Here is a 12,797-nt window from a genome sequence, read left to right on the forward strand (position 1 = left end):
CGAGAGACCTGGAGGAGATCCGTGATGACGGACGACGCGCTGACCCGGCCCATGACCCACGCCCTGCTCGCGGACGGCACGACCGTGTGCATCCGCCCGGTGACAAAGGCCGACCACGAGCAGGTGCAGGGGCTCTACGAGGAGATGTCCGCGGAGAACCTGCGCCTGCGGTTCTTCTCGTCGAGCCGGCGGTCCGCCGCCCTGGCTGCCGACCGGGCCTGCGCCGCGCCGCACCCCGGCTACCGGGCCCTGCTGGCCGAGGCGCCGAACGGGATCATCGGCCTCGCCGAGTACGACACCGGCGGGTCCGGAACCACGGCCGAGATCTCGATCGCGGTCGCCGACGGACTGCACCACCGTGGAGTCGGCACGCTTCTCATCGAGCACCTCGTCTCCGCCGCCCGCACCGAAGGCGTCACCACCTTCACGGCCGACGCGCTCAGCGAGAACCGCGAGGTGCTGCGGCTCTTCGCGGACCTCGGCCTGCGCACTGCCCGCCGATTCGAGGGACCCGAGGTGCGCTGCACCATCGCCCTCGACGCGAGCGACACCTACTTCACGGTCGTGGAGGAACGCGGCCGGGCAGCCGACGTGGCGAGCCTTGTGCCGCTGCTGCGACCCAAGGTGGTCGCCGTCGTCGGCGCCGGGCGCAAACCGGGCTCCGTGGGCCGGGCGATCCTGCACCACCTGCACACGGGTGGCTTCGCCGGGCGCCTGTTCGCGGTCAACCCCGCGGCCACGGCGATTCTCGGTGTGCCGTCCCACCCGTCGGTGGGCGCCCTGCCCAGGACGCCGGACCTGGCGGTCCTGGCCGTGCCCGCCGGCGCGGTCGCGGACACTGCCGAGGAGTGCGGCAAGGCAGGCGTACGCGCTCTCCTCGTCGTCACCGCCGGAGTGGACGCCGATCAGGCCCGGGCGCTGATGGCAGCCTGCCGCACCTACGGGATGCGGCTCGTCGGCCCCAACTGCCTGGGCGTCATCAACACCGACCCGGCACTGCGCCTCGACGCCACCTTCGCCGCCGGCCATCCGCGCCCTGGCACTGCGGGCGTCGCCGTCCAGTCCGGCGGAGTCGGAATCGCCCTGCTCGACGGGCTGTCCCGGCTCGGCATCGGCGTCTCCTCGTTCGCGTCCCTCGGCGACAAGTTCGACGTCAGCGGCAACGACATGCTCCAGTGGTGGGAGAGCGACGGCCACACCGACCTCGCCCTGCTGCACCTGGAGTCCTTCGGCAATCCGCGTGCGTTCTCCCGCACCGCCCGGCGTGTCACCCGCCGCATGCCGTTGCTCACCGTCGACGCCGGCCGCACCGATGCCGGCCGACGCGCGGCCGCCTCGCACACCGCGGCCGCCGCCACGCGCACCATGACCCGCGGCGCGCTGTTCACGCAGGCCGGCATCACCGCCACCCGGTCGGTCGGCGAACTCCTGGAAACCGCCTCCCTGTTGCACGCCCAGCCGCTGCCCGCCGGCTCCCGCGTCGCGATCGTGACCAACGCGGGCGGAGCGGGCGTACTCGCCGCCGACGCCTGCGCCGAGGCCGGGCTGAGCCTGCCGCCGCCCACCCCGGAACTGATCGACGACCTGCTCGCCGTACTGCCCGACGGCGCCGCCGTCGGCAACCCCGTCGACGCGACCGCCGCCGTCACCGAGGAACAACTCACCGGCTGCGTGGACCGGATCATGCGGCACAACGGCGTCGACGCCGTGCTGGTCGCCCTCGTCCCCACGGCGGTCGCCGAGGCGACCGGCGAGGACCTCGTCCGTGCCCTCACCCGCGCCCCGGCCCGACGGACCAAACCGATCGCGGCCGTACGGCTCGAACAGGCCCTGCCCGTCGAGCTGTTGCCCTCCGACGGTGGCACCGTCCCGTCCTACGCCGAACCCCAGGCGGCGGCGCGGGCCCTGGCCCATGCTGCCCGTCGCGCGGCCTGGCTGGCACGGCCCGCCGGGACCGTCCCCGACCTCGAAGGCGTCGAAACGGCGCGCGCTCACGCCGTCGTGGAGACCTATCTCGACGCCCACTCGGACGGCGGCTGGCTCGACCCGCGCGCGTGTGCCGAACTCCTGGACTGCTACGGCATTCCCCAGTCGCCGTGGGCCTGGGCCGAGACCGAGGACGACGCCGTCCTCGCGGCCGACGGGCTGCGTGGCGCCGACGGTCGGGTGGTCATGAAGGGCCACTGGCCGGGCCTGCTGCACAAGACCGCGGAGCACGCCGTCCATCTCGACCTGCGCGGCGACTCCCAAGTGCGGGCCGCCTTCCGGGACCTGGAGACGCGCTTCGCCGGCCTGCTCACGGGTGTGGTGCTGCAGCCGCTCGCCGACCGCGGCACCGAACTGTTCGCGGGCGTCGTCCAGGACGAGGTGTTCGGGCCGTTGGCCCTGTTCGGACTCGGCGGGACCGCGACCGAGGTGCTCGCCGACCACGCGGCCCGCCTCGCCCCGCTCACCGACCACGACGTGCACGACCTGATCACGGCCCCGCGCTGCGCCCCGCTGCTGTTCGGCGCGAACGGCGCGCGGCCGGTCGATCTCGAAGGCCTGGAACAACTGCTCCTGCGGCTGTCCCGGATGGCGAGCGACCTGCCGCAGCTGGCCGAGGCCGACTTCAACCCGGTTCTCGCGACACCGAGCGGAGTCCGTGTGCTCGATGCGCGTGTGCGCCTGTTGCCCCGCAGGCCCCAGGACCCCTACCTGCGCCGACTCCGCTGAGAAGGGAACAGCCATGAAGCACAACAAGGTCGGCTCCGTGATGACCACCGAGGTCGTCCGTGCCGAGTACGGCACCCCGTTCAAGGAGGTGGCGCGACTGCTCGGCGAGCACCGCATCAGCGGACTGCCGGTGGTCGACGAGGACGAGAAGGTCATCGGCGTCATCTCCGAGACGGACCTCATGATCCGGCAGGCCCAGACGCCGGACCCGTACGAGCCGAAGAAGCACCACCGTCTCGCCGTTCTCAGCCGCGACGCCAGGACGCGGGCCGTGAAGACCCGGGCCCGCACCGCCGGCCAGCTGATGACCGAGCCGCCCGTCACGGTGCACGCCGACAACAGCATCGTCGAGGCCGCCCGGACCATGGCCCAGTACCACGTCGAGCGGCTGCCCGTCCTCGACGAGGAGAACCGGCTCGTCGGCATCGTCACCCGCCGTGACCTGCTGAGTGTCTTCCTGCGGCCAGACCAGGAGATCCGCAGGGAAATTGTCGAAGAGGTGCTGGTGCGCGCACTGTGGCTGGCGCCCCGCAGCGTCGACGTCTCCGTGGTGGAGGGCGTGGTCACCCTCTCCGGCCACATGGAACGCAAGAGCGAGACGGAGATCGCCGCCTCGATGACCCGTCAGATCGACGGGGTGGTCGCCGTCGTCGACAAGCTCACGTGCCGCCTGGACGACTCGCGCATCCGGCCCGACGAGCAGGCACTCCATGGGGTCGCCGACGACTGGCTGCGCCGGCTGTGAGCTGAAAGGAGGCGGACCGCCATGCCCGCCAACGTGCTGGTCGCCTACGGGACGACCAATGCTCAGGCCGGGGGCGGCGACGGACGGCCCATGTGCCGTGGACCGGCGTGCGCGGAGGGTGAGAGTGGACGGTTCGCGAAAGGCGGGATCCATCATGTCGGTCACCCACGAGAAGCCCGGCCGCGCCGTACTCCACCTGGCCCGCGTCGCCTCCCTCGCGCCCTCGCCGCACAACAGCCAGCCCTGGTTCTTCGCCGAGGAGGGCCACGACCACGGGTTCGAGCTGCATGCGGACGGCGGGCGACGGATGATCCTTACCGACCCGGGCGGCGGGGAGACCGTGATCGCCTGCGGCGCCGCTCTGTTCAACGTGCGGATAGCCGTACGACGCCTCGGCTTCCGGCCCGTCGTTGCGGTCCTCCTCCAGAACGGGCAAGGGCGAGGCCGCGGCGTGCGCGGGCAGCTTCCAGGCGTACACCGCGTGCAGCCGCGCGCCGCGCAGTCGGGCCGCCTCGAAGGCGAAGTCGAGTGCGCTGCCCGCCGGGGTCCGGACGTCGACACCGACGGTCACGTCGGCGGAGGGGCGCGGGGGACCGTTGTCGGCGAGCGTGCCGGGGACCAGGACCACCGGCCCGGCGGAGGCCGTGGCCAGGACCGCCGCGGTCGAACCCACGGTCACTCCGGCGTGCCCGCCCTCGCCGCGCAGGCCGACCACAAGCAGCTGTGCGCCGTCGCCCGCGGTGGGCAGGACCGGACCCGGTGTCCCGGCCAGGATCTTCCCCCGGACCGTCAACGCCGGGTGACGGTCGACGAGTTCGGCCACCACGTGTTCCGCCACAGCCTCGCCGCGGTACGGCCACCGGTGCACCGGATCCGGGGCGTCCGGCGGCACGACGTGCAGCACTCGCAGGGGCAGTCGACGCAACAGTGCCTCGCGCGTGGCCCAGTCGGCCGCGGCACGGCTGCGAGCCGACCGGTCGACACCGGCGATGATCATTCGTTCCATGGTGCGCCGCCTTCCGGGCCGTGGGCCTTCCACGCTGGGCCGTTCCCTCCGGCCCGCGCAGGGGCCGAACGGACCCGGTTGGTGACCTGGCGGCCCATACCTGCCGGTAGCCCACGGGACGACGCTGGTAGTGAGGAGCAGACCGAGCGCAGGAGGTGCCCACCATGCTGGCGCCCGTCATCGCCGGAGTCGACGGTTCAACCGAGAGCCTGGCCGCCGCGGTGGGGGTACCTCCCACGCCCTTAAGGCAGTGGGGGAGGGCCGCCCGCGAGGCGGTACGCCGTGACCGGCCACAGCGGCTCCTGCACGCCTGGAACTGGCACCCGCGCCAGGAGGACGGCGAGATCGCTACGGCCGCCCAGCGGCACCTCGCCCGGCGCGCCCTGCGCCAGCCGGAGGACCGCATTCGCCGCAGCTGCCCCGACACCCGCGTCGAGGACGAACAGGTCGAAGGCCCCGCGACGGCTGCCCTGCTGAAGGCATCCGAGCAGGCCGACCTGCTCGTGCCGGGCTCGCGCGGTCTCAGCAGTTTCACCGGTTTCCTGGTCGGCTCGGTCGCGCTGGGCGTGGTGGCGCGGGCGCCCCGGCCCGTCGTCCTCGTCCGGGCCGGCGAGGAGGCCGCCGACGAGCGCCTTCCGGACGGCCAAGGCAACGCCTCGATCCGCACCGGATACCGGGACGTGGTCTTCGGCATCGACCTGGCCGACCCTTGCGACGAGGTGATCCGGTTCGCCTTCGAGGAGGCCCGGCTGCGGGGGGCGCGCCTGAAGGCCGTGCACGCCTGGCAGCAGCCCTCCTTGATCGGACTCGGCCCCGGCGACCTCGGCCTCGTGGGCGGCCCGGAGCGGGCCGAGGAGCGGCTCGGCTTCCTGACCGCCGTCCTGGAGGTCTGGCGCGAGAAGTACCCCGGCATCGAGGTCGCCGAGACCGTCACCGAGGGCCGCCCCCAGTCCGCGCTGCTCCGAGCCGCCTCCGGCGCGAGCCTGCTCGTCGTCGGCCGCCGCACCACCGACCGGCCCACCGGCCCGCGCACTGGCCCCGTCGCCCACGCCGCCATCCACCACGTCGGCTGCCGTGTGGCCGTCGTACCCCACGACTGAGAGGCCATGATGAGCAAGCCGACGAAGTACGTGTATGAATTCGCCGAGGGCGGCCGGGACATGGCCGCCCTGCTCGGCGGCAAGGGAGCCGGACTCGCCGAGATGACGAGGATCGGCCTGCCCGTCCCGCCCGGATTCACCGTCACCACCGACGCCTGCAAGGTCTACCTGGAGACCGGCGCGGAGCCGCCCGAGCTGGGCGTCGAGGCGGCCCAGGCCCTGGCCGGCCTGGAGCGGGCCATGGGCCGCACGCTCGGAGCACCCGACGACCCCCTGCTGGTGTCCGTGCGCTCGGGCGCCCGCTTCTCCATGCCCGGAATGATGGAGACCATCCTCGACATCGGGCTCAACGACCAGTCGGTGATCGGCCTCGCCAAAATCTCCGGGCAGGAGCGCTTCGCCTGGGACTCCTACCGGCGCCTCACCCAGATGTTCGGCCACACCGTGATGGGCGTGGACGGCGACCTGTTCGAGCAAGCCATCGCCGCACACAAGGCCGACCGGGCGGTCGCCGACGACCACGAACTCGACACCCACGAACTCGCCCTGCTCACGGAGGAGTTCAAGGCCATCATCCGCAAGGAGACCGGCGAGGACTTCCCCCAGGACCCCGCCGACCAGCTCTCTCGCGCCATCCGCGCGGTCTTCGACTCCTGGAACACCGAGCGCGCCCACGTCTACCGCCGCCGCGAACACATCCCCGAGGACCTCGGCACCGCCGTCAACGTCCAGGCGATGGTCTTCGGCAACCTCGGCACCACTGTGACATGTGGAAGCAGCGGCACCGGCGTCGCCTTCACCCGCGACCCCGCCACCGGCGAACGCGGCATCTACGGCGACTATCTGCCCGACGCACAGGGCGAGGACGTCGTCGCCGGCGTGCGCGACGCGCTGCCCCTGAGCGAGCTCAAGTCGCTCGACCCCCGCGCCTTCTTCGAACTCGGCGACCACCTGCGCACCCTGGAGAGCCACTACCGCGACCTGTGCGACGTCGAGTTCACCGTCGAACGCGGCAGGCTGTGGATTCTGCAGACCCGGGTCGGCAAGCGCACCGCCGAGGCAGCCTTCCGCATCGCCCACGACCTGCGCCAGGAACAGACGATCAGTGAAGACGAGGCACTGGTCCGCGTCGACGGCGCCGAACTGACCCGGCTGATGTTCCCCTGCTTCGAGGTGAGGCCCACCGACGTGCCCCTCGCCCATGGCGTGCCCGCCTCGCCGGGCGCCGCGGTGGGAGCTGTCGTCTTCGACTCGGCGGAGGCGGTACGACGTGCCGCGGCCGGCGAACAGGTGGTCCTCGTCCGCCGCGAGACCACCCCCGACGACCTCCCCGGCATGATCGCCGCCCAGGCGGTCCTGACCAGCCGGGGCGGCAAGACCAGCCATGCCGCCGTCGTCGCACGCGGCATGGGCAAGGTGTGCGTGTGCGGCGCGGAGTCACTCGGTGTCGATTTGGCCGCCCGCGAATTCGCCACGGAATCAGGAGTGGTCGTACACGAGGGCGACACCGTCTCCGTCGATGGCACCGCCGGCACCGTCCATCTCGGCGCACTCCCGCTCACCGCGTCCGACGTCGGCCGCGCGCTGGAGACCGGCATCGCTGAGGGCCCGCTCACCGAAGCGGTCCTGGGCGCGCTGGCTCACGCCGACTCCGTACGCCGCCTCGAGGTGCGCGCAAACGCCGACACTCCCGAGGACGCAGTGCGCGCCCGCAGCCTGGGCGCCCGGGGCATCGGCCTGTGCCGCACCGAGCACATGTTCCTCGGCGACCGCAGGAGACTGGTCGAGGCGATGATCCTGGCTCGCGACGACACCGCCCGTGAACAGGCCCTCGCCGCCCTGCTGCCCCTGCAGCGCGAGGACTTCACGGGCATCCTGGAGGCGATGGACGGACTGCCGGTGACGATCCGGCTGCTGGACCCGCCGCTGCACGAGTTCCTGCCCGACCGCACGGAGTTGGCCGTCCGTGTGGCCTCCGCCGCGCACTCGGATCCGCACGATCGTGAACTGCTCACCGCCGTCGAGCGTATGCACGAGCAGAACCCGATGCTCGGCCTGCGCGGTGTCCGCCTGGGTCTGGCCGTGCCCGGCCTGATGGCCATGCAGGTTCGGGCCGTCGCCGAAGCAGTGACCCGCCGCCTCCGCGACGGAGGCCGACCACGCGCCGAGATCATGATCCCGCTGGTCGGAACGGTCGAGGAACTGCGCCTTGCCCGCACGGAGACGGAACGCGTCCTCGCCGAGGTCATGGGCGAGACCGGCATGTCCTTCGACTGCCCGATCGGCACGATGATCGAGCTGCCGCGTGCCGCCCTCACCGCCGCCAGGATCGCCGGGGCCGCCGACTTCTTCTCCTTTGGTACAAACGACCTCACCCAGACGACCTGGGGACTGTCCCGCGACGACGCGGAGGCCACCTTCTTCCCGCTGTACCTGGAGAAGGGCGTCTTCACGGTGTCGCCGTTCGACTCGATCGACCAGGAAGGCGTCGGACGGCTGGTGGAGTTGGGCGTCGAGGCCGGACGGTCGGTCAATCCCCGCCTGGAGACCGGCGTGTGCGGCGAGCACGGGGGTGACCCGGACTCCATCCACTTCTTCCACCGGGTGGGCCTGGACTACGTCTCCTGCTCGCCGTTCCGGATCCCGGCGGCCCGACTGGAGGCGGGACGCGCCGCGCTCGAGGACGGCACCGGGACCAGCGACAGCCGCTGACGGTCCTGCGCAGGCCCAAGGACGGCATGGCCTGACTCCCTCATGGGATGGAGACCGTGCTGGCCCGGACGCGCGTAGGAGCGCCACGGCGCAGGCCTCTCGTGTGGCCGGCCGCCTGTCGGCCACGGCCCATACGCCGGCCACTGGTGACGAGGCGTGTGTCAGCGCGCTGCACACCGAGGGGGGCGATCCTGCTGGGACGCAGCAGCGCGCGCGTTCTCGCTGCGCTGAGTCGCCGGAGTTGGTGCGGGCGGTGATGGACAGTTCCTCGCCGACCACCCGGCACCACACCCTCACGCCGGTGTAGCCGGGCGGGGTCGAACAGCGCACCGAGTTGAGGCTGATGGTGCGGTCGGAGCCGACCAGTCTCGCCTCGCCCAGCGCGAGCGCGAGCGGCTCGCCACCGTGTTGCGGAAGGCCGCGGCGTCAGCCCGCAGCAGATCGCCCTGGCCTGGCTGCTCGCCCACGCCCCGGCCGTGATCCCGGTACCGGGAGCCAGCCGCCCAGTCTCCATCACCGACTCGGCCCAGGCCGCCTACCTCACACTGAGCACAGAGGAACTGACACAGCTTGAGGACGCTCTGCCGGGCGGCGACGGGTCACGCGTCGCCGCATGCCGACCTTGATCCGTGTCCGGGCGGGAACGGGGCCGGCGCCGACCACATCTCAGCTGTCGAAGTCGACGGTGAGCCTGTCGGAGACCGCGAAGGTCTGGCAGGTGAGGACGTAGCCGGCGGACACCTCGCCGGGTTCCAGTGCGTAGTTGCGGCGCATGTCGGCGTCACCGTGGGTGACGAGGGCGCGGCAGGTGCCACAGACACCGCCCTTGCACGCGAACGGCAGGTCGGGGCGTGCCTGCTGGGCACTGTCGAGGACGCTGCGGTCGCGCCGGGCGGAGAATGAGGTGGCCCGGCCGTCGAGGACCACGGTGATCTCGCTCTTCGGGTCGCCGCCTTCCGCGCTGTCACGGTCGGTCGCCGACGATGGGGCGGGCGGTTCGTCCTCCGCGTGGAACAGTTCCCTGTGGACACGGTCGGCCGGGACGCCGAGGCCGGAGAGGGCCTCGCAGGCATCGCGAACCATGCCGTGCGGGCCGCACAGCCACCAGTGGTCGACGTCACGGATGTCGACGAGGACGTCGAGCAGTGCGGTGAGCCGGACGGTGTCGAGGCGACCGGAGAGCAGTTCGGCTTCGCGCGGCTCGCGGGACAGGACGTGGGCGAGCTGGAAGCGGGCCGGATACTGGTCCTTGAGGTCGGCCAGTTCGTCCGCGAACATCACGGTGCCGGTGCGCCGGTTGCCGTAGATCAGTGTGATGCGTGAGGCCTCGTCCGCGCCCAGGACGGACGCGGCTATGGAGAGCATGGGTGTGACGCCGGATCCGGCGGCGATGAGCACATGGTGGCCGAGGGGACCGGCATCGCTGAGATCGGGAGTGAAGGCGCCGGCCGGGCCCATGACGTGAAGGGTGTCGCCGGGACGCACGTCGTGGACGAGCCAGGAGGAGAAGAGCCCCTCCGGTACGACGCGCACGCCGATGCGGGGCGGTGTTCCGGCCGGTGAGCAGATGGAGTAGGAACGGCGCTCGTCGCGTCCGTCGATCTCCCGGCGAAGGGTGAGGCATTGGCCCGGGAGGAAGGCGAACTCGTCGGCCAGATGGTCGGGAATGTCGAGGGTGAGGGCGGCGGCGTCGGAGCACAGCGGCTCCACGGAAGCCACGCGCAGAGCGTGAAAGGCCGGACGGCGGCGGGCCCGAACGGCAGCGGGGGGTGCGGGGTTGGTCATCAGAGGTCCTTGACGTGCGGGAAAGGCTCCAGGCAGGCGCGGCAGCGCCGAAGAGCGGTGCAGGCGGTGGCGGCGAAGCGCGAGAGCTCCTCGGTGTCGATGGAGGCGCAGCGGGGGCAGGGCACGGCTGCCGGGTCGGGGGTCAGGGACAGCCAGATCCGGGTCGGCGCGGAGTCCGCAGGCCGCCGCGCACCGGGCGGCGCGATGCCGTGTTCCACCAGCTTGCGGCGGCCCTCGGCGGTGATCCAGTCGGTGGTCCAGGGCGGGTCGAGCACCGTGACCACCCGCACGTCGGGAAAGCCGGCGGTGCGCAGCCTGGTGGCGACCTCGGCGCGCATCTCCGCCATGGCGGGGCAGCCCGAGTACGTCGGGGTGAGTCGCACGACGACGGTTCCGTCCTGTTCCACCTCGATGCCGCGGAGCACCCCGAGGTCGGAGAGCGTCAGCATCGGCAGTTCGGGATCCGGGACCTCTGCGGCGATGTCCCGGGCGTGTTCCGCCCGTTCCCCGCGCTGCTCCGCTCGCTCCGATGCCGTCACCATGTGGCGTCCGGGTGGGCGCGGGCGACGCTCTGCAGTTCGGTGAGCAGGGGCGCCAGATGCTCGGTGTGGTCTCCGTTTCGGCCGGAGCCCGGGACGCAGGACGCGAACATGTCGTCGCGCGGCATCGCCCCGGACCGGTGCAGTCCGGCCCGGGCGAGCGCGTCGGACAGTTCGAGTCGGGTCCGGTCGGCGACGGTGGCCGGGTCTGCGCCGAGGCGCTCCGCGGTGCGGTCGGTCATCAGTTCGTCCAACCAGGGGGCGATGTCGCCCAGGGCGGCTTCGAGGCGGGCCCGCGACTCGCTGGTGCCGTCACCGAGACGCACGGTCCACCCGGCGGCGTAATGGGCGTGGTAGGCCAGCTCCTTGACGCTCTTCGCGGCGATGGCGGCCAGCACCGGGTCGGGCGCGGCGGTCAGTGCCTCGCACAGGGCCAGCCTCCAGGCGGACATCACCAGCAGGCGGGTGACGGTGAACGCGAAGTCACCGCACGGCAGTTCGGCAAGCCGTACATTGCGGAAGTCGTCCGGGTCGCGGAAGTAGGCGTATGCGTCCTCGCCTCGGCCGGTGCCGTCGGCCTGCCCGGCTCTGGCGTACAGAAGACGGGCCTGGCCGAGCATGTCCAGGCCGATGTTGGCCAGGGCCAGTTCCTCCTCCAGCTCCGGGGCGCGGGTACACCACTCGGCGAGCCGCTGCGCGGACACCAGGGCGTCGTCGCCCAGCGCCAGACAACAGGCGACCAGGTCCGCGGCGTCGACACCGTCGGGTACCGCCTGGTCGACGCCGTGCAGCGGGTCGGTGAAGCCCGTACCGAACGCCCATCGAGCGTTGTCGGCGTCGACGTACAGGTCCTCGTCGCTCATGTGCTCGCTCCTAGATGTGGGGGACATCGTCGGGAATGGTGTAAAAGGTCGGATGCCGGTAGACCTTGTCGCCGCTCGGCGCGAAGAAGGGGTCCTTCTCGCCGGGGGTGGACGCGGCGATGGTGTCCGAGCGCACGGCCCAGATGCTGACGCCCTCGTTGCGCCGGGTGTACAGGTCCCGGGCATGGGTGAGGGCCATGTGGTCGTCGGCCGCGCGAAGGGAGCCGACGTGGACGTGGTTGAGGCCGCGCTTGCCCCGGACGAACACCTCGTACAACGGCCATTGCGCCTGGGTACGAACAGCGGCTTGCGCCGGGACTCCGTCGGTGCCGCTCATGCCGCCGCTCCTTCCCGCACCGGGGCGGCCTGCTTGCGGGCGTGCGCGGCCGCGGCTTCCCGCACCCAGGCGCCTTCCTCGTGCGCGGCACGGCGCCGGGCGATGCGTTCGGCGTTGCACGGTCCGTCGCCGGAGATCACCTGCTTCAGCTCCTCCCAGTCGGGGGTGCCGAAGTCGTGGTGTCCGCGCTCCTCGTTCCACCGCAGTTCCGGGTCGGGCAGGGTGACGCCGAGCTTCTCGGCCTGCGGGACGGTCATGTCGACGAAGCGCCGGCGCAGTTCGTCGTTGGAGTGCCGCTTGATCTTCCAGGCCATGGAACGGACGGAATTCGGAGAGTCGTCGTCGGGTGGGCCGAACATCATCAGCGAGGGCCACCACCAGCGGTTGACGGCGTCCTGCACCATGTCCCGCTGTTCGTCGGTGCCGCGCATCATGGTGAGCAGCAACTCGTAGCCCTGGCGCTGGTGGAAGGACTCCTCCTTGCAGACGCGGACCATGGCGCGTCCGTACGGGCCGTACGACGTGCGGCACAGGGGCACCTGGTTGCAGATGGCCGCACCGTCCACGAACCAGCCGATCACGCCGACGTCGGCGAAGGTCGGCGTCGGGTAGTTGAAGATGGAGGAGTACTTCTGGCGGCCGTCGATCAGGCGCTCGGTCAGTTCCGTACGGTCCGCGCCGAGGGTCTCGGCCGCCGAGTAGAGGTAGAGCCCGTGACCGGCCTCGTCCTGCACCTTCGCGAAGAGGATGGCCTTGCGGCGCAGCGAGGGCGCTCTGGTGATCCAGTCGCCTTCCGGCTGCATGCCGATGATCTCCGAGTGGGCGTGCTGGGCGATCTGCCGGATCAGCGTGGCTCGGTAGCCGTCGGGCATCCAGTCCCGGGGTTCGATGCGCTGGTCGCGGGCGATGGTGTTCTCGAAGGCGGACTCCGGGCTCTGGGGCCCGGGTGACGTGCCGGTCGGGGTGTTCATGGTGTGTGTCCCGGTGTACTCGGT

At 71.8% G+C, this 12,797-nt stretch carries 10 protein-coding genes and 1 pseudogene; 5 read left to right on the forward strand and 6 right to left on the reverse strand.

Going from position 1 to position 12,797, the window contains the following annotated elements; all coding sequences use genetic code 11:
* Positions 1-24 precede the first annotated feature (24 nt).
* Positions 25-2,715: a bifunctional acetate--CoA ligase family protein/GNAT family N-acetyltransferase gene (locus tag OG870_RS38565; RefSeq protein ID WP_266591513.1), complete on the forward strand. Its 2,691-nt coding sequence runs from the start codon at positions 25-27 to the stop codon at positions 2,713-2,715.
* Between the two features lie 13 nt (positions 2,716-2,728).
* Positions 2,729-3,460: a CBS domain-containing protein gene (locus OG870_RS38570; protein ID WP_266591515.1), complete on the forward strand. Its 732-nt coding sequence runs from the start codon at positions 2,729-2,731 to the stop codon at positions 3,458-3,460.
* On the opposite strand, the gene OG870_RS38575 is transcribed toward OG870_RS38570, so the two are convergent.
* Positions 3,375-4,466 (reverse strand): universal stress protein, encoded by a 1,092-nt coding sequence (locus tag OG870_RS38575; RefSeq protein ID WP_266591517.1) that lies wholly within the window; start codon positions 4,464-4,466, stop codon positions 3,375-3,377. The genes OG870_RS38570 and OG870_RS38575 overlap by 86 nt on opposite strands.
* Positions 4,467-4,630: 164 nt before the next feature.
* Here OG870_RS38575 and OG870_RS38580 point away from each other — a divergent pair, with 164 nt between their 5' ends.
* From OG870_RS38580 to OG870_RS38590, 3 genes and pseudogenes are all read left to right on the forward strand, one after another.
* Positions 4,631-5,566, forward strand: coding sequence for a universal stress protein (locus tag OG870_RS38580; protein ID WP_266591519.1), 936 nt, complete (start codon positions 4,631-4,633; stop codon positions 5,564-5,566).
* A 9-nt stretch (positions 5,567-5,575) separates the two neighbouring features.
* Positions 5,576-8,278: a pyruvate, phosphate dikinase gene (ppdK, locus tag OG870_RS38585; protein ID WP_266592612.1), complete on the forward strand. Its 2,703-nt coding sequence runs from the start codon at positions 5,576-5,578 to the stop codon at positions 8,276-8,278.
* Positions 8,279-8,679: 401 nt separating this feature from the next.
* Positions 8,680-8,904, forward strand: a pseudogene (locus OG870_RS38590) (aldo/keto reductase); the annotation flags it as partial.
* Between the two features lie 40 nt (positions 8,905-8,944).
* Here OG870_RS38590 and paaE read toward each other — a convergent pair.
* The 5 genes from paaE to paaA are packed head-to-tail and all read right to left on the reverse strand — an operon-like array spanning position 8,945 to position 12,773.
* Positions 8,945-10,063 carry a 1,2-phenylacetyl-CoA epoxidase subunit PaaE gene (paaE, locus tag OG870_RS38595; protein ID WP_266591521.1) on the reverse strand — a complete coding sequence of 373 codons (1,119 nt, stop codon included), beginning with the start codon at positions 10,061-10,063 and terminating at the stop codon, positions 8,945-8,947.
* Entirely contained in the window at positions 10,063-10,605 is a 543-nt protein-coding gene (paaD, locus tag OG870_RS38600) for a 1,2-phenylacetyl-CoA epoxidase subunit PaaD (RefSeq protein ID WP_266591523.1), read from the reverse strand. The genes paaE and paaD overlap by 1 nt, the downstream gene beginning before the upstream one ends.
* The gene (gene paaC / locus OG870_RS38605; RefSeq protein WP_266525678.1) at positions 10,599-11,465 is read right to left on the reverse strand and encodes a 1,2-phenylacetyl-CoA epoxidase subunit PaaC; all 867 of its coding nucleotides are present in this window, start codon (positions 11,463-11,465) and stop codon (positions 10,599-10,601) included. The genes paaD and paaC overlap by 7 nt, the downstream gene beginning before the upstream one ends.
* Positions 11,466-11,475: 10 nt before the next feature.
* Positions 11,476-11,802, reverse strand: coding sequence for a 1,2-phenylacetyl-CoA epoxidase subunit PaaB (paaB, locus tag OG870_RS38610; protein WP_266525680.1), 327 nt, complete (start codon positions 11,800-11,802; stop codon positions 11,476-11,478).
* Positions 11,799-12,773 carry a 1,2-phenylacetyl-CoA epoxidase subunit PaaA gene (paaA, locus tag OG870_RS38615; RefSeq protein ID WP_266525682.1) on the reverse strand — a complete coding sequence of 325 codons (975 nt, stop codon included), beginning with the start codon at positions 12,771-12,773 and terminating at the stop codon, positions 11,799-11,801. Before paaA ends, paaB begins: the two co-directional genes overlap by 4 nt.
* Positions 12,774-12,797 lie beyond the last annotated feature (24 nt).

Source organism: Streptomyces sp. NBC_00461 (assembly GCF_036013935.1).
In the GTDB taxonomy this organism is placed as follows: Bacteria; Actinomycetota; Actinomycetes; order Streptomycetales; family Streptomycetaceae; genus Streptomyces.